This is a genomic window from Bartonella quintana, assembly GCF_009936175.1.
GTDB lineage: Bacteria > Pseudomonadota > Alphaproteobacteria > Rhizobiales > Rhizobiaceae > Bartonella > Bartonella quintana.
On sequence record NZ_AP019773.1, the window covers coordinates 20712 to 43572 of the forward strand.

Here is a 22861-nt window from a genome sequence, read left to right on the forward strand (position 1 = left end):
ATTTATTTTAATGTTGTTTAAAGAGAATTTATTCTTATGAAGATCCAGTATTACTGCTCCTGAATATGTGCATATGTATACCCTTTCACCGGAAGCTGCTCTAGATCAAGCAACTGTAATCACTATTGGCTTTTTTAAAAAGGCGATGTCATATCGATTAATGGAAAGAATTTATTTCCTGCGAATTTACTTTCTGAAATAAATAGTTATGGGTGTGACAACGGTATCGACCGATTAGATTAGTAAACTTTGTTGGTATGAAATCGTGTGGCATTTATGAGACACCAGGAGGAACTATTCTTTTAACTGCTTATCGGGCGATAGAATCTTTGACATTGAATTGTGGTGCGGTGCATTTAAAAAATGAATTAATGGCCGCGTTATGCTGGACTCGTTTACGGCTTTTGGTTTTCACCTGAGCACGAAATATTGCAGGTTGCTATTAATTTATCCCAGGAAAATGTTGAAGGCGAAGTTGTATTAAAGCTTTATAAGGGTAATGTGATTGTTGAAGAACACCAAAGCAAAAAGTCGCTTTATTCCAGTAAATTGGTAACTTTTGAGGATGATGAATGTGTTTATGATCAAAAGACTCTGCCGGCTTTATTAAATTGAATGCCCTACGTTTACATACATTGGCAGCGCGTTCGTCAGAATTGTAAATAAACGATCTTCTAAACCACCTTTACAGTAGAATAAAAAGGGTGTTTTTACATAAAACGTTTAATTTTGACATTTTTCTAATTTGTTTTTGTAAATAGGTTATTTGTCCGATTTTTAGTTCCATACTGGAGGATTTTTTTCTTGTTGACTAAGTGTAATACGAAAATCCTAGTAGAGTAATAACAACTAAAGCACCAATAATCAAAATGAGTAAACTACGACTCATGATACTTATACTTCATCAATATGAAGATAAAAAGAGAATATAACGAAAAGAATAGAACAGAGATTGGTCATAAAAAGGTCGTTATAAGAAATTTTTAGCAGCTTTCACTTGCTATTATTGACGAATAAATGCAAGAACCATACACCATATCGTTAAAGAGTTTAATTTTTAGGATAAAGATAATGATGTGTGATTCGTATGATGCCCTTAGCCTTACGTCTGAATTAAGCGATGCAGCTGCTCAATCGAAAGCTTGGCCTTTTGAAGAAGCACGCAAAATTATAAAACGGTATGAAAAAACGGGTTATCCAGAAAGTATCATATTTGAAACTGGTTATGGTCCCTCTGGTTTACCGCATATTGGGACCTTTGGGGAAGTTGCTCGTACGACTATGGTGCGTCATGCATTTCATATTCTCACTGAGAATAAAGTTAAGACAAAACTTATTTGTTTTTCTGATGATATGGATGGTCTGCGTAAAATTCCCGATAATGTGCCTGACCGCGAAAAAATGGCAAGCTATCTTGATCAATCGCTCAGCCGTGTACCCAACCCTTTTGGGGATACTTATCCCTCCTTTGGAGCAGCAAATAATGCACGTTTGTGCGCTTTTCTTGACCGTTTTGGTTTTGATTATGAATTTGCGAGTGCCACAGATTATTACAATTCCGGTCGTTTTGATGAAACACTTTTAAAAATACTTGCCTGTTATGACAAAATAATGGCAATTGTTCTACCAACATTAGGTGAGAAACGGCAGGCTACCTATTCACTTTTTTTACCTATTTCTCCTTTTTCTGGAAAGGTATTACAGGTGCCGATGATTGCCCGGAATGTTGAGAAAGGTACTGTCACCTATATTGAGCCTGAAACAGGCGAAACCATTGAGACGGAGATTACAGGGGGAAGAGTCAAGTGCCAGTGGAAAGTTGATTGGGCAATGCGCTGGGCAGCACTTGGTGTTGATTATGAAATGGCAGGAAAAGATCTTATCGATTCTACAAATCTTTCTTCTAAAATTTGCAAAGTGCTTGGTGGAAAGCCACCAGAAGGATTTAATTATGAGCTTTTTTTGGATGATAAGGGGCAGAAAATTTCCAAATCCAAGGGGAATGGCTTAACCATTGATGAATGGCTCACTTATGCACCAACGGAAAGCTTAGGGCTTTATATGTTTTTAAAGCCAAAAACAGCAAAACGGCTTTGTTTTGATGTAATTCCAAAAGCCGTTGATGAGTATTATGCGCATCTTTCTGCTTATGGTCGCCAAAAATGGCAAGAGCAGCTTAATAATCCTGTATGGCATATTCACAATGGTTGCCCTCCTCAGGTTGATTTACCTGTATCCTTTGCTATGCTTTTAAATTTAGTAAGTGCTTCAAATGCCGAGAACAAAGAAGTTCTTTGGGGTTTTATTTCTCGCCACGCTAAAGGAGCAAATGCACAAAATTATCCAGCACTTGATCAGTTGGTGCAATTTGCCATTAAATATTTTGATGTTTTTGTTAAACCAAACAAAAAATTCAGAATTCCTGATAAGAGTGAGCGCGCAACATTAGCACAAATTGATATAAAATTGGCTAATTTGCCTGAAACTGCTGATGGAGACACGTTTCAAAATGCACTTCTTGATGTTGCACGTTTAACGGAACGCTATCAAGATCATAACAAAAAGAGTCCTGAAGGGGGACCGGGTGTTTCAAATGTCTTTTTTCAAATGCTCTATGAAGTTCTTTTAGGACAGGAACGAGGACCGCGATTGGGATCATTTATTGCACTGTATGGAGTTAATGAAGTGCGTGCACTTATTGCGGAAGCACTTGCGCGACCTATGGGGGAATAATGGAAAAGCGAGAGCAAGCAGTAAAGCGGCGTCGCACATTTGCGATCATCGCGCATCCTGATGCTGGGAAAACAACATTGACAGAAAAACTTTTGTTGTTTGGTGGTGCTATTCAGCTTGCCGGTGAAGTGAAGGCGAAAAAAGACCGTATTCAAACGCGTTCTGATTGGATGCGTATTGAACGCGACCGTGGTATTTCCGTGGTAACATCGGTGATGACATTTGAATATGAAAATCATATTTTTAATCTGTTAGATACTCCAGGCCATGAGGATTTTGCAGATGATACGTATCGCACTCTTACGGCTGTTGATAGTGCTATCATGGTACTAGATGGTGCACGCGGAATTGAACCTAGGACACTGAAACTTTTTGAAGTGTGTCGGATGCGGGATATTCCTATTGTGACTTTTATCAACAAAATGGATCGTGAGGCACGTGATCCTTTAGAACTTTTAGATGAAATTGAAGAAAAGCTCGCGCTTGATACCGCACCCATCACATGGCCTATCGGCAGAGGTAAAGATTTTGTTGGTACCTTTGATCTTCATCATAATTGTTTTCGTCAACAAGATGATCAGGTAACTCAAGAAATGGTTTCTGGGCCTGATGAGGTTGCAACTTTGCTTCCTGAAGACCAGCGCATGTTTTTTATTGAAGGAGTAAATCTCGCTTGGAGTGCTTGCAAGAATTTTGATCTTCAAGCTTTTCAAGAAGGACATATGACACCGGTTTATTTTGGTTCAGCTTTACGAAATTTTGGTGTTCGTGATTTGATCAATGCGTTGATCGATTTTGGTCCAAGTCCTCGTGATCAGGTGGCAGATCAACGCAATGTAAGAGCCATGGAGTCCCAGATGACGGGGTTTGTGTTTAAAATTCAAGCTAATATGGACCCTAACCATCGTGACCGTATTGCATTTTTTCGAGTGTGTTCCGGGACGCTTGAACGCGGTATGAAGACAAAATTAGTACGCACTGGAAAGTCAATGACACTTTCTATGCCACAATTTTTCTTTGCGCGTTCACGTCAAATTGCCGATCAAGCCTATGCTGGTGATATCGTAGGGATCCCTAATCATGGAACTTTGCGTATTGGGGATACATTGACGGAAGGAGAAAAAATCCTCTTTAAAGGAGTACCCAATTTTGCACCGGAAATTTTACGTCGTGTGTGCTTGGGTGATCCAATGAAAGCGAAAAAGCTTAAAGAAGCTTTACAACAAATGGCTGAAGAAGGTGTGGTGCAATTATTTATCCCCGTTGATGGAACACCAGCTCTTATTGGTGTGATTGGTGCTTTGCAAATTGACGTTTTAGCTGAGCGGCTTAAGGTGGAATATTCTTTACCAGTGAGCTTTGAACCGGTCCGTTTTAGCGTATGTCGTTGGATTTCTACGGAAAGCAAAGACGAATTTCAAAAATTTCTCACCAATCATGAATCTGCTATTGCACACGATTTAGATGGCGATCCAGTTTTTTTAGCAGAAAATCACTTTTCATTGAATTATGAAGCAGAACGGGCGCCGAAAATAAAGTTTACTATCTTTAAAGACTATCAGTCACGCTCTGACTGAAAAGCAGCTTTTGCTACGGTAAAAGCAATGATTCTTTAAGAAAAATCAAAAAAAGGGAGAGGCAAAATTCCTCTCCTTAAAAAAAATCATTATGAGTAGATTTAACGAAGACCATCTTTAATCCATTCAGAAACACGTCCTTTAGAAGCGGCTCCCACCATATTCGATGAGGCTTTTCCATTTTTGAACATCAATAAAGTAGGAATCGAGCGGACTCCGTATTGAGTAGCCAATTCGGGATTTTCATCAATATTTACTTTGGCAATTTTGATCTGGCCTTGCATTTCTGTTGAAATTTCATCCAAAATCGGAGCAATCATTTTGCAAGGACTACACCACTCCGCCCAAAAATCAACCACAACAGGGACGGAAGAAGCAAGAACTTCATTTTCGAAATTGCACTTATCAGTTTTTATACAGGTCATTGATTTATCCTTTACATTTAATTTCTATACATTGGTATCACGGCACGTCATATCAAGTTATAACAAAGATAAATTATAGAAAACTTTAGAGGAAAGGATTTTCTTGGATTATCAAGCAATTTCATCAAGAAGCGCATCAAGCTTTTCAGAAGGAAGTTTAAAAATTTTTGCTTCTTTGGTGTAGATAAGAAGAGCTTGGACGTTTTTGGTGGGATGAATAGCCTGCAGCAATTTTCGATAAAGAGCCATTTGCAACAAATCACGTGGTGCGATAGCTGCTTCGTTTTCAGGAGGAATCCCAGTTTTAAAGTCAGCAAAGATAATTTTATTTTGTGTAATGTAGAGACGGTCAACTTGACCAGAAATTGCTTGTTCTTTTCCACGAATCTTTATAATGCCCATCAAGGAAACTTCAGCACGTGCATCTTCAGAAAAGAGAGGTTTGAGGTATGAATGGTCTAAAATCTGCCAAACATGACGCAGCGCATCTTTTTTTTGAGACTCATCCCAATGAGAGGCTTTGGTATTGAGATAGTGTTGGGCATAATCTCGACGTTTTTGAGGGACGCAATTGGGTAGATATTGCAGCAAGAGGTGAATAAGATTACCATATTCAATGGAAAAAGCTCTGTTGGTGTTTGTTTTCCCTAAAACAGGTGAGATACTGAACTGTTTTAGATTGGGGGCAAGTTCAGTATCAGCTTCAATAGAAAGGCTAGCAACAGAGGGCCTCAACGGTTTTGGTAAGGCTGGTTCTGCTGGAACTTTATGGAAGAAAAAATCCGGTAAAGGTGGGAATGTTTGGCTCTCGACACAGGATACTTCCTGGTTTATTGGGATAGGAGAAGAAGGTGTGATGCAATAGCGCCAAGCTGCGATATCTTCTGCAGGACCTTTTATAGGAATTGCATGCGGTGTGAGAGCTTTTTTTACCAATTGTAGCCATGTACGAGGGAAGGTGCGCTTACCGCTATATCCACAAATAAACAATCGATCTTCAGCACGTGTCATTCCGACATAGAGGAGGCGTTTATATTCTTCTTCTGCACGCTCTTTTAAGCGTGAAAGTGCTTTTTCAGAAAGTTTTGTGTTAAATTGTGCGTTGGGGTGCCAGATAAAATTTTTTTGCTCGCTCAATTGTGTATGGAAGAAAGGAACTTTAAGCAAGTGAGACGCATGTTGAGGATGCCAAATTGGACTACCGGGATCAACGAGAAAAACAACAGCAGCTTCTAGTCCTTTTGCAGCATGAACAGTCATGATACGAACTTCTTCATGGTTTTGATGAAACTCGCGTTTAATTTCTGGTTCGCTTTCACTTAGTGTTTCCAAAAAAGCTTGCAGTCCTGGTAACCCCGTTTTTTGAATAGTGAGCGTATAATCCATAAAAGCATCAAGCACGTCATTTGCTTCAGATCCTAAGCGGGCTAGAATCTTTTGTCGTCCTTTATCAATGTTCAGAATATAGCTATAGAATTCGAAAACCGGTATTTTATCCACGAGGGTGCGATAATGATTTAAATTTTCAAAAGCATCTTTAAAAGATGCATGTGATAGTGCGTGCATACAAAGACTTTGCCAAAGAGAGCCTGTACGATGAGCAGCAAGCTGATACAGTTCATCTTCGGTAAGTGCAAAGAGTGGACTTTTTAAAACACAGGCAAGCGAAAGGTCATCTTGTGGTTGTAAGACAAAACGTGCAAGCGCCATTAAATCACGTACACTGATATGGTTGGTGAGCTGTAAACGGTCAGCACCAGCGACAGGGATATTGTGTAGTTTAAGCGCACGGGAAAGTGCTAAGACAAATTGATCACGTTTACGCACTAAGATCATAATATCGCTAGCCCGCATTAAGCGTCCTTTTGCTGGAAGCATTTCTTCGTTGTGTAACCAATTAGCAATGGTTTCAGCAATTTTTTCTGCCAAACGTACTTCGGGTGTGTCTAGATGATCAACAGTTACATGCCAATCATCAGGAAATTCATTTGTTTCTTTGGAAATGGCATCCCATAAAATAACATCACCTGGGCTATGAACACGAATAGCTTCGTGTACCGTTTTTGTATTTTCTGCTGAAAGCCCTTTGTAATTTTCTGGTGTTTCAAAGACAAGATCAACGCTTTTAAGTACATCGGCTGTAGAGCGAAAAGAATAATTGAGTTGTATTTTTTCAAATTTCTGATTTACCTGCTGCACTTTTTTTTGAATTATTCGACCGTTTGCAGCAAAATTTTCTGGTGCAGCGCCTTGAAAAGAATAGATGGATTGTTTTTCATCCCCAACAGCAAAAAGAGTGCGTATATTTGTACACTGACTGTGACCTGTGAAAAATTCTTGCGCCAAAAGTTGAATAATTTTCCATTGCTCAGAATTGGTATCTTGTGCTTCATCAAGCAAAATATGATCAAGACCACTATCAAGTTTATAGTGCACCCATTGGCTTGCACCTTTACGCTGCAACAAGTGGAGTGTGCGTTCAATAAGGTCATCAAAATCTAAGAAGCCATTGGCTTTTTTTAAATTCGCATAGATTTTAAGATACAGAGTACAAAGCCGAAAAGCAACCATATTGAGTGTGGCGATTTTTAAGCATTGATATTTCTCTAAAAGAACAGAAAGCTTGCTTTGTTTTTCTTTAATCATTTGTTGAATAAAGGGCCAAGTTTCATCTGATTTTGTGCAAGACAAACGCGAAAAATTACGAGGTTCACCTGTCATTCTAAAATAAATATTGGAAATAATTTTGATAATATTTGTTTCATCACAAGTCTCTGCTAGTTGGGAAAATTTCGCAATCATATCTTTGAGGTGTTGATTGCCGTGGGTTTTGCAATGCGTAAGAATATAAAGAGGCAGGCGAGCAGTTTGTTGAATTTTTTCCAGCAGCTGTTGGTTTGTTTCATCAGGCGCTAAATGAAAAAGCGCACGCAATCGTTCTTCTCCATTTTCAGACAGAAGAGAAGACAAAAAATCAGACAGTTCATATTGCTTTTCAGTTGCTTCATACAGCAATTGGTTAAAAGTGTGCTCATTGATAACTTTAAGCAGCTGTTTCAAAGCGGATTGTGTATCGTGATGTGCCAAAAGTTGGCGACGAGATTCTTGTAATAATTTTTTTCGACTGATATCATCAAGCAGTTCAAAATGCCCGGCAATATTGGCTTCTAGCATGAATTGGTGCAAGAGAGATTCGCAAAATGCATGAATAGTTTGGATTTTTAAGCCACCAGGTGTTTCAAGGGCACGTGCAAAGAGTTGACGTGCATAGATTAATTTTTGCGCGTTGATGGGTTTATTTTCAAGCCGCGAAAGGATTGTTTGAAGCTGTGTATCATCAAGTTCATTCCAGCTGGAAAGTGTGCGAAAAATCCGCGATTGCATCACGGCTGCCGCTGCTTTTGTATAAGTAAGGCATAAGATACGTGCTGGAGAGGTACCATTTAAAAGCAAACGGATGACACGTTCACTTAGAACATGGGTTTTTCCAGATCCTGCATTTGCGGAAACCCACACGTTGGTTTTTGGATGTGTTGCTGTTGCTTGTGCATCAAGGGCTGCTTCAGGAATAGAAAAAGGAGTCATGATTGACCTGCTTTATGAAGACTACTTGACCATTCCCATAAGCGTGCCAAATGGTCATAATCACCTTCATATTCTTTTTTTAAAGGGACGGCGTGTGAAAGATAGCCTTGTTGTGGATTTTGATAATATTCTATTAACGCAATAAGATGTTTCCATGCTTTTTCACCAAGATTAATTGCGCTTTGGGTGTCTTTTTTCCCTTTCTTTAAAAGAATTGATTGGGGAGCGATTTCACCTTTTCCATTGAGAGCGATATAAAATAAATTTGTAGGGGTAAGATCTTGAAAATCTGTAAAAGCTCCTTGCATGAACAAAGCTGTTTCCAATGCCAATTGTGGAAATAATAAATCGCGAACTTGTTTTGATGAAGGGGGTGTGCTGGTTTTAAAATCAAAAATTTCAACCATTTTTCCTGGCAAAACATCAATACGATCAGCGCGTCCCGAAAGTGTTACACCCGTTGTACCTATGGGTATTTTTTGAGAAACCACTTCGGCATATCGTTTACGAGGCTCTAAACTTTGTTCCCATTGGATCAAAAATGGAGCAAAGTTTTCAAAATTGTTCCACCAGATTGCTTCAATATCGGCAGGCAAATTAAGTTTATCAAATTCTTTACGCCCGATATTCAGGAGCACATCTAATGCGTTTGCAGTATTTGGATTTTTTACTTGTGTGCAAAAAGCAGCAAGAATAGCGTGATAAAGTGTGCCACGTTCAGCAGCATCCGGGTCATGGATGAGAGCTTTAAGCGGTTTAAGCCGCAAGATTTTTTTTGCGTAAATAGCATAAGGATCATACCGCAACGTTGGTATTTCAGTGACCGAAAAGTGACGGGGACGCATTTTGAGGGGTGGTATAGGGGAAGGACGTGTGGCACAGGCAGTCATATTTGTATTATCAAGCATTTTCGCCCAATGAAGCAATATTTCACCTCGTGTGCGGATTTGTTTCCAAACTTGTTTTCCTATAACCGTTTCTAAGCGCTGTAACCAGCGTGAAGGAAGTGAAGGAACATGATTAACCCGTAGTGCTCGGCTCATAACCACTTTATTCATTCCCATAGCCCACTGAAAATCATGCGCGGAAAGACCAATACGTTTCTCTGGTGGTTCAAGAGTTAACATCATTTTCATTTGCCGCGATAAAAAAGCATCATTGCGGGCTGTAATAGGCCATGATCCTTCATTAAGACCACCGATAACCACGGTATCAACGGTTTGCAAACGTGATTCTAAAGTGCCCCAGATGAACAAGCGCGGATGGCCACCCGGGGAAGGTGTTACGGAGCGGGTTGCTATAAGGGCTGAAAACATAGCAGGCCATTCGCGAAGCTGAAATTTTAATCCTGATTGATCACTTACCAATTCACACAAAAAAGTTGATAAGGCTTGTCCTGCTTCATGTTGATAAAGATTTACGAGAGAATTGTTTTCATCACGCCCAAAATTTTCAAAAACCTCAACAGTTGCTATTGCAACTTCATTGATGGTGCATTCCTTCCGCTGGGTTATGAGAGATGCTAAAGGTTCGACAGCTTTCTTCAAAAGATAACAAAGCAGACGTGCTTCTTCACACTTCTGTTGATCAAGAGTGCTGTTTTCGGAGGTATCATGGGAATATGTTTTTATCCATTTTTCAAGAAATTGGTCACATTCGCAAAGATTAATACGGCCAGTGCTTTTTCGGAGAACAAAGAGTTCAAAATTTTCTGCCATTTCGCGTAATCGAGGACGGTTTTGTTCAAGTTTTGTGAGTGGATGTTTGAGAAGCGAAAGAAAAGCAATTGGATCAGGTTGAAACACATTTTCTAAAAGAAGCCGTAACAGGGTTGAGGGGAGTGTTTGTGCAAGTGGTATTCCTCCTGAATCATTTGCTTCAATTCCAAATCGCTGTAATTCAGCTGCGACACGGCGTGCTAAATTACGGTCATTTGTGATAAGAGCTGCGGTTTTTTGAGGATCTTCAATGGCGTTACGTAAAGCAACAGAAATGGCGAGAGCTTCTTCGCGTTCATTTATAGCTTCAATGAATGACCAATCTGCACACAGGTTTTCATAATCATCGCGGACAATTTGTATCCATCGGTCTGTTGTAGAGGCTGGTCGGAATGCTTCTGATAAAAGAGCCGCGCGTTTTGCTTTTATTGTGCTTTGTTGGCCAATTTCACGAACATGAATGCGCTGGCATTTCATAAGAGAGAGAAGCTTTTTTAAATGATATTGAGGGTGGCCAAAAACATTAGCTGCATGATCGAACGAATCAAAAGCTTTTTTTTCTTCATGGGTTGTGCCTAATGCATTCCATTGATCTTCATCCATATGAAGATCAAGGCCTGGAAGAACAACAGCACCTTTTGGTAGGGAGGCAACGACCTTTAGAAGATCAGAAACTGCGGGAATAGAACCTGATACACCAGCCGCGAGTATAGGTTTCTCAGGTTGTGTACGATACAAAGTCTCGGCATGTATTTTGAGTATTTGATTGCGCCATTCAGCTGGATTGCTTCGTTGTCTTTCTTTTAAGATTTGCGGCCAGTTTTGTGTGACAATGCTAAGAAAATCGAGCGTTATTTGCCACCATTCGGCGACCATATCGGGTGCAATATCTTTAAGCTTTGACCAATTTGCTGCTTCTGTTTCAATTTCATCCATCAAGTGTGCTAAATCTTGTGCAAGCCAAATTGCATCGGCAGTATGAGTAGGAATAAGCACATCTTCTGTGCCAAACATGGTCCGCAAATGAGCAGGTAAATTTTCACGCCAAGGACGAATGAGGCGTGCTAAAAGCAGAAGACGTTCAATTTCTCCAAGTGGAGGATTTAAAGTGTTGGGATGGTTTTCAACAAAAAGGAAACTATCTTCGTCCACATCTCCTAAGGGGCGAATGGCTGGCAAGAAGGTTGATTTTGTGTCACTTCTTTCAGCAAAAGCTGTACGCAAAGCGCGAGCAGCACGGCGTGTTGGAACATAGATGAGGGTATCTGCAAGAGCAGTTTGTACATCTCCATCTGGTGCAAAGTTATCAAGAAGAGCACCCGAGAGCAGTGAATCGACGAAATGCGGTAAAAAAGAAGTTCCCGGAGAAATAGAAAAGATACGTGGTTTATAAATCATGTGATCTCATTTGGAACACTTGGAAAAATTCTATCTTATAGATTATTTGCATTATTCCTACTGTATACAATTTTCACAGTGGGAAAAACTGAAAAGCTGCATTTGCATCTAGATTTTTGACTTTGATTTATGAAAAAAACATTGAAACGCATCATGTAGTCTAGATCATCGCATGAAGATATAAAAAACTTTTTTAATATTATTCAATAAGGAATTAGCTAGGCTTTTTGTTTAGCCTAAACAAGAGATAAAGGAGCAAATATTAAAGTTTTGATCTGTAAACATATTGGAAATTTTTGAGCGTGATAAAAAAGAAACTTACTGCTTTTACAGTACAATATGAAAATGCTCTCTCTATACTACGCTTTTTTAAGAAAAATTGATCCACACCATTGCAATATCTAAGCTAGACTTAAAGAATGATCTAGTGGATAAGATTCGTTAATCTTCATCAAAGATTTGGAAAAAAATGGAAGCAGATATGTATATCTATTCCTAGTTTTTTGCCCCTCACTTTTTAGGAGCATAGGACGATTGCATCAGAGATGAGCAATCCCATAAAAGGAGAAGTTTTTATCAAAGAGGCGATAGGTGTGAAGCGGTCACGTTTATTAAAGGATGCTTCAACAAAGTAGCATTCTTTATAAAAATGTTCACCATCGTTGTGTTGTGCTATTTTGCAGTTTGGTTTGGATGAGAAGAAAGAACAAGGATGCATTTTGTTTCCTCATCCCTTCTGTTCATGCATCTGAACATAACTTCTATCATCTCCCTAACAACTGGTGTATTTTCCTCTCCATCAACAAACAAGCTGCTTGGATAACTGCATTCCAGTCCTCTGTTCTTAAGAAGAAAACACAAAGCTTAGCTCAAGGTTATTGACCACAGCAAAGCACTTCAGGGTCAAATCTTGGCCCTGCTTTTTGCAACATTTCCCTCTCATGCTGCCCTTTCTCTTTCTATAATAGCCCACAATACAATCTATAGTTTCCCACACAGGAAGAAGTGAGGACAAAGAAAGGTAATATCACTCCTCACAGATTACCATCATAGTTCGTACACTTAGGAAGAAGCCAGTCTGGCACCATCATTATTTTTGCCAACAACCCCCAATGGTGCAGACAGCTCTTGCATTGAGACGGTTCCTAAGAGGCATTTTTACTCTTTTCTTCAATATTTTTATCCACACAGCCAATCCGGCTTGTGACGTGGAAGCGAATAGTTTTGTTTGATCCAACATAAACAGGTTTGAAACGAGAGTATCTTAAGTATCTCATGATTATCTTTATAAACAAGATCTTGTACGAAGTTGATAAGCGCTTCCCAAACTGGATGCCAACGGTTTTTCTAGCACCAACCAGGACTATAACATTGATCGATGGATACTATGCCACTTACCATGGATACATGGATACATGGATGTACCTCATTTACCTGACGAAAGGGGAAACTCTCATCCTTGACTTCTGGCTTTTAAAATAAAATGAATGCTTTCAACAAAAAACGGGTAGGGTTTTCAGTACTCACGCCTATCCTAACAGACTTACCATCCGTAAACGGTAAATCTTTTGCTGATTGCTGCACTGTATTGATGGAAGACTTCTGCTAGTAATACGCCTTTTTTATAAATGGAACGCTTTACAAATGGGATATTACCACCAATCCATTCTGATTTCATAATCTTAACTTAAGCTATAAAACCGAGGCTCTGTAGCGGAAACAGATTACCTTAAGAAAGGTCGTCTTGAAAGGTTAAGAGTTAAGGTGTTTCTTGTGCTTTTGAAAGGAGACCTATATCCTGATAAAAGCTTTGTAAAGGCGCAAGAATTGGGTGAGAAAGATTACGGGCGAGATAATCCTGCACATCGGGAAGATGTTTAAGATAAGATGATTTTCCATCACGTTGTTGAAAGCAGACAAAAATCCCGAGAATTTTCGAAGCGCGCTGAGCACCTGCAAATGCGTAAAGCTTACGAAATTTATCTTCATCAAAAGGTCGTGACGCTTGATGACGTGCAATGCAATAAGCGTCGAGAATTTTTGCTTCGAGTGTTGGTGAAATAAACAGACGTGCATCTTGTGCTAAAGAGACAAGGTCATAGGCTGTTGGCCCTTTTAAGCCGTCTTGAAAATCAAGAAGACCAATGCGATCAGTTCCTTCTTTGTGTGCACGCCAAAGAATATTGGGTGAATGATAATCACGCATGACAAAGGTGTCTTCTCCTTGGGCGAGGCTATCGAGATAAGGCTGCCAGCAGGTAAAAAAAGCTTTACGTTGTTGTTGATCTAGAGTTTTTCGCGTTTTAAAGGGCAAGTACCAGTCCAGCAATAAAGAGAGTTCTGTTTTTAGTGTTTGGCAATCATAGGAGGGAATTTGAAGCAAAAATGTCGCAAATTGCTTTACTGAAGGCCACGACTTTTGGTGGAAGGCAGCCAGCAATTTACTACAGGCAATGTAACGCTCTTCTAGAGGATCGCCGGTTTGATCTAAAAGTCCTTCACGTCCGAAATCCTCTAGAATTAAAAGACCTTTTTCAAAATCTTCTACAAAAATGCGAGGAGCAGAAAATCCATTGTCTAAAATGAGCTGGTTAATCCCTACAAATTGACGGATATCTTTTGCAAGATGTGCCATTGTTACGTAAGAGGAATCTTCATTTTGTGCCATTTGCATGATTGGTGCATTCATGAGAACTTCTTGATGATGTCCATGATCAAGAAGTTCATAAGTTCGGGCTGAGGCATCACAAGCCAAAAAACGACGATGAACATGACCGCGTCTATGGATTGTTAAAAATCTGCGAATTGCAAAAGACCGCTGTAGACGCTCAAGAGCGTGTTCTGCTGATGTAAGAGTCACATGACGCCCATAATCTTCGTATTGGAAAGTGAGGGCAAAAGTAACCGGTCCTAAAAGTTCTGCACTTTTTTCTGGCCATTCAACGAGTAAAATACTTTGCTCACGTGCTTCATGAAGTCCTAATTCATCGATTTCTTCTGCTATAGAAAGGCGATAAAGGTCAACATGAATAATTTCAAATTGTGGAAGTTGATAGCTTTGAGCAAGAGTGAAAGTAGGACTTGGGACGTCCAGAGTAGTGTCGTTAGCAAGTGTGCGAATGATTGTACGTGCGAGGGTTGATTTTCCTGTGCCAAGATCGCCTTGAAGTGTTACAAGATCGCCCGGCTTTAAAGCGAGGGCTAAATCTTGCGCAAAAAGCTTGGTTGCTTTTTCATTTTCAAGAGAAAAACTAAAGTTCATTAAGATTTCCATAAAAGTGGTTGAGAAAAAGTTTTTATCATAATAAATAAAGGGCCAGATTAAAAAACTTTATCTCATTTGGGAATTGGAAAAAAACATTGAACCGTTGTTCCTTGTCCAGCACCAGTAAGAATTTCAACATGTCCATTGTGGAGTTCAACAAAGCTTTTGACAAGGGAGAGACCAAGACCTGCTCCTGCACGCCCCCCATGATGTGAATGGGAAGAAAAACGTTTGAAAATTCGATCAAGGATGTCTTTTGGAATATCAGATCCCTCATTGTGGACACTGAAGACGATATTATTATCTTGTTCTTCAGCACAAAATTCAATCGTACTTGCTTCCGTTGCAAAATTAATGGCATTGCTGAGGATATTCACAAAGATTTGATGCAAACGGGTTGCATCCGCAGAAATAAAATTCAAGGAAGGAGAAATTTGTTGTAAAAGCGTGATATGACGTCCGTTAAGACGCTCTTCCACGCGCGCTACGGCTTGCACCATAGCATCAGCAATATTAACTGATTTTATGTTAAGCTCCATTATGCCTGCATCAAGGGTTGCAAGATCAAGAATATCATTAACAATATTCAAAAGAGTGCTTGATTCTGAGTGAATATGGCCAAGATATTCCTTTTGGCGTTCATTGATAGAGCCAAAAATTTGATCGCGTAAAATATCGGAAAATCCAATAATATTGGTAAGAGGCGTACGCAATTCATAGGAAACATGTTGGACAAATTCATTGCGCAAACGATCAGCGCTTTCTAAGGTTTCATTTTTCTCTTGAAGAGCACGTGCGACATAAATAGTATCTGTCACATTTACGAAAGTGAGCATCGTCTCTCCATTGGGAAGGGGGACCAATGTATAATCAATGATCATGCCATTTTTGAGGTCCATACGACCTGAATATGTATCACGTTTTTCAGCAAAACCAGTAATGAATTTAGTAAACCAATCCCATTCTTTCCCCACAGTGAGGGGCGAACAATAACTTTGTAATTGCGTAATATGGGTGCCTTCCACCAATAAATTATAGGGTAGCGACCATAATTTCGATAACGCAGGATTGGATAAACGAAGGCGTCCGTCAGTGGCAAAAACCACCACTCCTTCTGAAAGCTTATCAAGTGTTTCGCCCTGTATTTTAATGAGTGTATTATAGCGTCGTTCAAGGTCAATTTTTTCTGTGAGATTTTCGTAAAGCCAAGTGACACCTCCTTGTGGATGAGGGCTAGAAATAACACGCACTGTGCGCCCATCTGGCAGATTCCAAATTTGTTGATTTGATTCTGTTTGCCGGTAGGCTTTAAAAAGTTCTTCTTTCCATGTGCGCCAATCAGGATTTTCACCAATAAGCCCTTTTTCACGCAAGCGTTCAAGGAGCAATGTATGACTTGGTTCACTTTCTAGAAAAGAGTTCTCCAACGGCCATAAAATTTTAAACGCATGGTTGCAGAATTTTAATTTTTGGTTGGTATCAAAAATAGCTACAGCAGTTGAGATTTGATCAAGTGTTTCACAATGGCTTTGAAGGACACGTCTTAATTCATTGGAAAGATTTTCATATGCACTGTCATCACGTGCAAAGGCTGCCATCCCTTCAGTGGTTGTAATCCGTGTGAGATGAAAACGATACCGTTCTCCACCGATGACCGTATGAACGTGCTCTTGAAAGATTGTTTCTGTTTCATCTGTTTGACGTTGTGTTGTTTCATTGAAAAGATCAACTACTTTATTACTGTCTTCCCGAAAACCTGTCATTTCTCTAAAGGCGCGATTGATAAAACAAACTTTTCCTTCACAATCTTGTATCCATACTGGTTCTTGAATAAGATCAAGGAGGTTGCGCTGCATTCTTAATTCTGTAAGAATTCGGGTGATATCTTTCTGTAAACGAGCATTTTCGCTCTGCTGTGTTGAGGTATCTTGAAAGCGTGCAATGGCTACTGTTCCTGCGATGACTCCTGTAACTTGTAACAACATATTATTCTTTGTGGTGATAGAGAGCTCAAAAGGGTGAGATTTGCAACGTAATTGCGTTAATGCGTGGTCAAGTTCCAGCAGAGAAGGTTCTTCAAGCCAGAGTTCAAAACACTGAAAATTTTGTTGAGGAATTCCTGTTTTTTGCAACGCTGGAATATTGCCAATCACATGAGGTAAAGCCGTGGGGGTCTCCCAAATAAGAAGATACTGGCCGGTTTCTTCCAGGAGCCATTCGTAATACTTAAGTTTTTCAGAAAAATCTGCTTGAATTGTTTTCAAAAGCTTCTGTGAAGCTTTTTTTGCATGCATAATAACTGCCATGCAAATGAGAAGTGAAGCACAAGAAACTCCTCCACAGAGTGCTAAAAGAAGCCATGGACCATTGGTGAAATAAGATGGTAAATGATCTTCCAATGATTGAGCAGTAGCGCATGTCGGAAAAAAAAAGAAAAGAAGGCAAAAAATATCGATAAAGATTTGGGTCATTTTTTGAGCTTTTTCTTTGGGGTCGTAGTCACCAAAGCTGAGCACGATGCATTTTCCTTTTTTCTTTTAACACAAGGAAAAGTCTTAGTAACGGTAATGATTTGGTTTATAGGGTCCTTGTGGTGTGACACCAATATAAACCGCTTGTTCTTCTGATAAAACGCTTAATTTTATTCCTAGCCGATCAAGGTGAAGGCGTGCAACTTTTTCATCAAGACGTTTGGGCAAAACAGTTACTTCATTTTTGTAATGTTCTGCACGGGTAAAGAGTTCAATTTGCGCTAAGACTTGATTGGTAAAAGAAGCTGACATGACAAAAGAAGGGTGACCTGTCGCATTACCCAGGTTTAGCAAACGCCCCTCAGAAAGCAAAATTATACGTTTTCCATCGGGAAAGGTAACTATATCGACTTGTGGTTTAATATTTGTCCATGGCAAGTTTCTAAGGGCTGATACTTGGATTTCATTATCAAAGTGGCCAATGTTTCCAAGAATACACATATCTTTGACTTGTTGCATATGGTCTAAGCGGACAACATCTTTATTGCCAGTTGTTGTGATGATAATATCAGCACTAGAGGCTGCGTCATCTAAAGTAACGACTTCGTAACCGTCCATTGCCGCTTGAAGAGCACAAATTGGGTCGATTTCTGTTATTTTGACACGTGCTCCTGCACCTGACAAAGACGCTGCTGAACCTTTACCCACATCGCCATAACCACAGACGATAGCCGTTTTTCCAGCTATCATCACGTCTGTCCCACGTCGGATACCATCTACCAATGATTCTTTACAGCCATATTTATTATCAAATTTTGATTTAGTGACACTATCATTGACATTAATGGCAGGAAAAGGCAAAAGCCCTTCCTTTTGTAATTGATAAAGACGGAGTACACCTGTTGTAGTTTCTTCACTGACACCTTTAATTGCTGTACGTTGGCGTGTAAAAAATCCTGGTGTAATCTTCATACGCTTTTGGATCTGTTTGAAGAAAAATTCCTCTTCTTTTGTTTTGGGATAAGATAGAATATCCTTATTTATTTCCGCACGGCTTCCCGTTAAAATATAGTTTGTGGCATCAGCTCCATCATCTAAGATAAGATTGGAAGGATTGCCATCAGGCCATTGGAAAATGGCATCTATATAAGCCCAATATTCTTCAAGTGTTTCACCCTTAACCCCGAAAACAGCAGTTCCAGTGGCTGCAATAGCTGCTGCTGCGTGGTCTTGCGTGGAAAAAATATTACTAGAACTCCACCGGACATCGGCACCAATTGCTTTTAGTGTTTCAATTAAAACAGCTGTTTGAATGGTAATATGCAACGAACCAGAAATCCGTGCTCCGCACAACGGTTGACTGAAAGAAAATTCTTCACGACAAGCCATCAAACCGGGCATTTCTGTTTCAGCGATATCGATTTCTTTACGACCATAAGCAGCAAGTGCGATATCTTTGACAACATAATCTTGAGCTGCCATTCTTTATTCCTTCAAAATAAGTTTTTCCAAGACGGTAGGAGAAATTAAAAAAAAATGCAAGCCAATAGGAAGATTCCTTTCTGTGAAAAAATCTTTATTCAGTCTCCGTAAATTTTTGCAACAGACATACATTTATAGAATGAGTTATGATGTTCTTGACAGGGGACAAAGAATCTATTGAAAACTTACCCTTTCGTTTTGTTGAAGGCATTCATGTTATTTTAAAAATGGGAGTCAAGGACGAGAGCTTCCTTTCCTTTGCCCTCGGGCAAATGAGGTATCATCCATGCATCCATGGGCAAGTAGCATAGCATCTATAAATGTTATAATTATTTGGTGTCAGTAAGGGAGCTACATCAGGTTTTAGCAGAGCTTATCAGGAACTATAGATTATGGTGATCTGTAAGGATTTATGCTATCTTTTGCACGAAGGGGAACGGGTGAGGAAGCAAAACTGCCCTCCTATTCTTCTCTCTTCTTTAAATAAAAAACCACTCCATAACAATAATGGACATTTTTACAAAGAACGCTGTTTTATCGAATGCTTCTTCAATGGATTCAAATGTTTCAGATGTATCTCTTTGTGGATAAAAAGCATCTTCTTTTATGGAATTTCTAGTCTCTGCTTCAATCGTTTTCTGGTTTAAAGAATGAAGTGCATACAGCTTAAACCGGTGAGAAAATCTACGCTAGGCTTGTAAATTTTTGGAAAATTGACCCTGTGGACGAAATCGCCATAGATAACTTGGCAAGAGTGCCATCATTGCTCTGGGGGTAATTCCTGCCCCTTCTAAAGTATATCCATTTTCGATAGCTTCTTGAGAAACAATATTATCTACTTGCAGGAAGCGTATTTGAGCGGCTGTTATCAGTGTGGGTATGAAAGGCAATTTACCGATAGTTCCCAAAAGACCTCCAATAAACAACCCAGCAGAAAGAGGCATGGATAGAATTGTTTTTTTACGGTGAATGATTTTTAATATATTTTCAAGAGCATTTTGAAATGTGATAATCTGTGGTCCACCAAGATCATAGCTTTTTCCCCAGACAATCTGTTCTTCTAAAGCACGCACAACAAACTCAGCAATGTCGCTAACATATACGGGTTGCAATTTGTTTTGTCCACCCCCAAAAAGGGGTATGATCGGTAAAAAACATGATAAGTTTGCTAAGGTATTAAAGAAGCAATCCTCTGGCCCAAAGATAACGGATGGGCGCATAATAATTGCTTGAGGATGTTTGTTATGAACGATTTTCTCACTCATAGATTTGACGCGTGCATATAGAAAAGGAGCATTCTGGTTAGCTACAAGTGTTGACATATAAATGAGAGGGATATCAGCTTCTGCTGTTAATTCGGAAACGTTTTGTGTACCTTCAATTTGTGTCTTTTGAAAGTCCGATTGACTTGCTTGTGTTAAGCTACCAGGAAGAAACACTGCACCATGTGCACCAAGCAATGCGCGTGCAACAGAGGCACGATGCTTGATATCAGTTTTGAGCATTTGGGTTTGTCCCACTTCTCCTATTTGTAGCATGTAATAAGCTTTTTGTGGAGAGCGAACAGCGATACGAACGCGATAACCCCGCTTGGTTAAAGTTTCAACGACATGTCGTCCTACGAAACCAGATCCACCGAAAACAGTAATAAGTTTAGGACGTTGATAAAGTGCGCAATCAAGTTGCATGATCAAAAGGTCTATCTTTTAAAACTCTATGAATAATCGATTTCTAACATGGCGGTGTTTTATTGTCACGTAAAATATCACCCGCAAGGTAAAGAGAACCACCTATGAGGACGATTGCTTCTCTATACTCTGTGTTAATTCTCTGTAAGGCCTCTTGAAGATGTGCTTGTGGGTTGGCAAGAAGCCCTACTTTTCTCGCTGATTCAGCTAAAATCGTTGGACAAAGACTTGCGTTGTTGTCGATCAACGGAATCGTATAAACTTTATCGACAAGGTTTGCTAAAGGGCGAAAATAGCCGACAGTATCTTTGGTATTGAGCATACTGGCAATCATAATAATAGGACGGGTTGATTTTTTTTTCCATTGAATAAGTTCTGCCGCAACAACTTTTCCAGCAGCGGGATTGTGACCGCCATCTAACCATAAATCAATACCAGGAGACATTTGATCAACTAAATTTCCATGGGTAAGATGTTGCATCCGTGCTGGCCAGTAAATATTTTGCAAAGCATGACTAATTACTTGTTCTGAAAGTCGAAAACCTGCTTGATAAATTGCTTCAAGAGAAGCTCCAGCATTGGCAATTTGATGCATTCCAATCAGATTAGGAAGTGGAAGATTTATGAGACCTTGATTGTTTTGAAAGACCATATGTCCATGTTCTGTATAGCTTTGATAATCTTGCTCAAATAAGGAATAAGGTGCTTTGTTTTTATCAGCAAGGGTCGTTAAAACAGAAAGGGTTTCATCGTGCTCTTGCTTACCGATAACCACTGGGACTTGCGGTTTTATAATTCCCCCTTTTTGAAAAGCGATTTGTGCAATTGTTTTTCCAAGAAAGGTTTCGTGATCATAGTCAATAGGCATGATAAGGGATACAGCTGGCTTGTTAATCACATTTGTAGCATCAAAATGTCCTCCTAACCCAACTTCTAAAATAACACAATCAGCTGGATGTGTGCTAAACAGTATAAAGGCAGCTGTGGTGAGAATTTCAAACACAGTGATGGGTTTTTGATCATTTGCTTTTACAACTTGATGAATTGTTTCGGCTAATAGTTCCTCTGTGACAAGTTGTCCGCTTCCTGTTTGCCCTAGTCGACAACGTTCATTCCAGTTAACCAGATGAGGTGAGCTGTAGACATGAACACGGTAGCCTGCACTTTCCAAAAGAGCGCGACAAATAGCTGAAGCAGATCCTTTTCCATTTGTTCCAGCAATGTGAATAATAGGTGCAAGCTTTAAATGTGGACTACCAAGGCTTTTTAAAAGACGTAAAATACGCTCTAAAGAAAGATCAAATTTTTTCGGATAGTTTTTCAGTAAATCATCTACTATTCTTTGTACTTGGTTTTTTTTCATAGTTTAAGCAGCTTCTGCTTTAGAAAGCGGTGGCTGAGAATCTGTTGGAGATGGATTGGAAGGATTAACTACTGGGGGACATTTCATCATCAAACGTAAAAGTCGTGCAATGGTAGCTTTCATTTCTAGACGTGAGACAACCATATCAATCATGCCATGTTCGAGCAGATATTCGCTACTTTGAAAACCTTCTGGTAAAGTTTCACGTATGGTTTGTTGAATCACACGTGGCCCCGCAAAACCAATCATAGCACCAGGTTCGGCAATGTGGATATCGCCGAGCATTGCGTAAGAAGCAGTAACGCCGCCGGTCGTTGGATTGGTAAGAACCACAATATAGGGAAGTTTTGCTTCTTTCATCATTTCAATTGCTACTGTTGTACGAGGCATCTGCATCAGTGAAAGTGTTCCTTCTTGCATGCGTGCTCCGCCAGAAGCGGAAAAAAGAACCAAAGGGCATTTGTTGGCAATGGCAGTATCAAACGCTTTAATGATCGCTTCTCCTGAAGCCATGCCGAGTGATCCTCCCATAAAAGCAAAGTCTTGAACCGTTGCGACAATTGGCAAGCCTTCAATAGTACCTTGTGCACTTAAAATATTGTCATCGACACCAAGTCTAGAACGATAATCTTTTAATCGGTCAATGTAGCGTTTTTCATCGCGAAATTTTAAAGGGTCGATTACAACTTTTGGATTTTCAAGAGGCGTATAAATGCCATCATCAAAAAAATGCATGAGGCGATTTTTGGCGCTGATGCGCATATGATAACCAGAGTTAGGGATCACATATTGGTTAACTTCTAAATCTTTATGGAATACCATTTCACCACTGGTGGGATCTTTGATCCACAGATTGTCTGGAATTTCACGGCGTCTCAGTATAGAATTGATTTTGGGACGAACATAATTTGTAATCCAGTTCATCTTTGTAGCCTCTCTTTACGTATTATACACTTTTTGCACGATTCGAGGAAATATAGGACTGAATGGTCAGACCCGCTTTATCGGTTAAATAAACAAATCCATTTAATACTTTTACAACTTTAACCTTCATTATCTTTTAATTTTTTTGTGTTTTCAATGTTACAGCGGCAATCTGAATAAAAATATTCCTTACAATAAAGCTGTCAGCGTTTTAATAACTTAACATTGTTTG

At 39.5% G+C, this 22861-nt stretch carries 11 protein-coding genes and 1 pseudogene; 3 read left to right on the forward strand and 9 right to left on the reverse strand.

All coding sequences use genetic code 11. The features are described 5' to 3' along the window. Positions 1-55: 55 nt before the first annotated feature. The 3 genes and pseudogenes from MF1_RS00105 to MF1_RS00115 form a co-directional block, all read left to right on the forward strand. Positions 56-662: pseudogene (locus MF1_RS00105) on the forward strand (adenine nucleotide alpha hydrolase family protein); the annotation flags it as partial. A gap of 409 nt (positions 663-1071) precedes the next feature. Continuing rightward, entirely contained in the window at positions 1072-2733 is a 1662-nt protein-coding gene (locus tag MF1_RS00110; protein WP_161510180.1) for a lysine--tRNA ligase, read from the forward strand. Then, positions 2733-4310, forward strand: a complete 1578-nt coding sequence (locus tag MF1_RS00115) for a peptide chain release factor 3 (protein WP_161510181.1) — start codon at positions 2733-2735, stop codon at positions 4308-4310. The genes MF1_RS00110 and MF1_RS00115 overlap by 1 nt, the downstream gene beginning before the upstream one ends. Before the next feature lie 101 nt (positions 4311-4411). Here MF1_RS00115 and trxA read toward each other — a convergent pair whose 3' ends face one another. From trxA to accD, 9 genes are all read right to left on the reverse strand, one after another. Further along, a complete protein-coding gene (gene trxA / locus MF1_RS00120) occupies positions 4412-4735 on the reverse strand; it encodes a thioredoxin (RefSeq protein WP_161510182.1) in 324 nt (107 codons plus the stop codon). Between the two features lie 111 nt (positions 4736-4846). Further along, positions 4847-8320 (reverse strand): double-strand break repair helicase AddA, encoded by a 3474-nt coding sequence (gene addA / locus MF1_RS00125; protein WP_161510183.1) that lies wholly within the window; start codon positions 8318-8320, stop codon positions 4847-4849. Beyond that, the gene (gene addB / locus MF1_RS00130; RefSeq protein WP_161510184.1) at positions 8317-11436 is read right to left on the reverse strand and encodes a double-strand break repair protein AddB; all 3120 of its coding nucleotides are present in this window, start codon (positions 11434-11436) and stop codon (positions 8317-8319) included. The genes addA and addB overlap by 4 nt, the downstream gene beginning before the upstream one ends. 1759 nt (positions 11437-13195) lie before the next feature. Then, complete coding sequence (gene tsaE / locus MF1_RS00135) at positions 13196-14698, reverse strand: tRNA (adenosine(37)-N6)-threonylcarbamoyltransferase complex ATPase subunit type 1 TsaE (protein WP_161510185.1); 1503 nt, start codon at positions 14696-14698, stop codon at positions 13196-13198. A 74-nt stretch (positions 14699-14772) separates the two neighbouring features. Beyond that, positions 14773-17217, reverse strand: a complete 2445-nt coding sequence (locus MF1_RS00140) for a PAS domain-containing sensor histidine kinase (RefSeq protein WP_161510186.1) — start codon at positions 17215-17217, stop codon at positions 14773-14775. 39 nt (positions 17218-17256) lie between these two features. Then, the gene (gene ahcY / locus MF1_RS00145) at positions 17257-18654 is read right to left on the reverse strand and encodes an adenosylhomocysteinase (protein WP_161510187.1); all 1398 of its coding nucleotides are present in this window, start codon (positions 18652-18654) and stop codon (positions 17257-17259) included. A 689-nt stretch (positions 18655-19343) separates the two neighbouring features. After that, the gene (locus MF1_RS00150; protein ID WP_161510743.1) at positions 19344-20342 is read right to left on the reverse strand and encodes a complex I NDUFA9 subunit family protein; all 999 of its coding nucleotides are present in this window, start codon (positions 20340-20342) and stop codon (positions 19344-19346) included. 43 nt (positions 20343-20385) lie between these two features. Continuing rightward, complete coding sequence (locus MF1_RS00155) at positions 20386-21705, reverse strand: bifunctional folylpolyglutamate synthase/dihydrofolate synthase (protein ID WP_161510188.1); 1320 nt, start codon at positions 21703-21705, stop codon at positions 20386-20388. 3 nt (positions 21706-21708) lie between these two features. Next, the gene (gene accD / locus MF1_RS00160; RefSeq protein WP_161510189.1) at positions 21709-22629 is read right to left on the reverse strand and encodes an acetyl-CoA carboxylase, carboxyltransferase subunit beta; all 921 of its coding nucleotides are present in this window, start codon (positions 22627-22629) and stop codon (positions 21709-21711) included. Positions 22630-22861: the final 232 nt, after the last annotated feature.

Excerpts from the sequence above, each read along its gene's own strand:
- MF1_RS00115 (WP_161510181.1), top strand. The coding sequence starts at position 2,733 with ATGGAAAAGCGAGAGCAAGCAGTAAAGCGGCGTCGCACATTTGCGATC.
- accD (WP_161510189.1), bottom strand. The coding sequence starts at position 22,629 with ATGAACTGGATTACAAATTATGTTCGTCCCAAAATCAATTCTATACTG.
- tsaE (WP_161510185.1), bottom strand. The coding sequence starts at position 14,698 with ATGAACTTTAGTTTTTCTCTTGAAAATGAAAAAGCAACCAAGCTTTTT.
- MF1_RS00155 (WP_161510188.1), bottom strand. The coding sequence starts at position 21,705 with ATGAAAAAAAACCAAGTACAAAGAATAGTAGATGATTTACTGAAAAAC.
- MF1_RS00110 (WP_161510180.1), top strand. The coding sequence starts at position 1,072 with ATGATGTGTGATTCGTATGATGCCCTTAGCCTTACGTCTGAATTAAGC.
- trxA (WP_161510182.1), bottom strand. The coding sequence starts at position 4,735 with ATGACCTGTATAAAAACTGATAAGTGCAATTTCGAAAATGAAGTTCTT.
- MF1_RS00150 (WP_161510743.1), bottom strand. The coding sequence starts at position 20,342 with ATGCAACTTGATTGCGCACTTTATCAACGTCCTAAACTTATTACTGTT.
- addB (WP_161510184.1), bottom strand. The coding sequence starts at position 11,436 with ATGATTTATAAACCACGTATCTTTTCTATTTCTCCGGGAACTTCTTTT.
- ahcY (WP_161510187.1), bottom strand. The coding sequence starts at position 18,654 with ATGGCAGCTCAAGATTATGTTGTCAAAGATATCGCACTTGCTGCTTAT.
- addA (WP_161510183.1), bottom strand. The coding sequence starts at position 8,320 with ATGACTCCTTTTTCTATTCCTGAAGCAGCCCTTGATGCACAAGCAACA.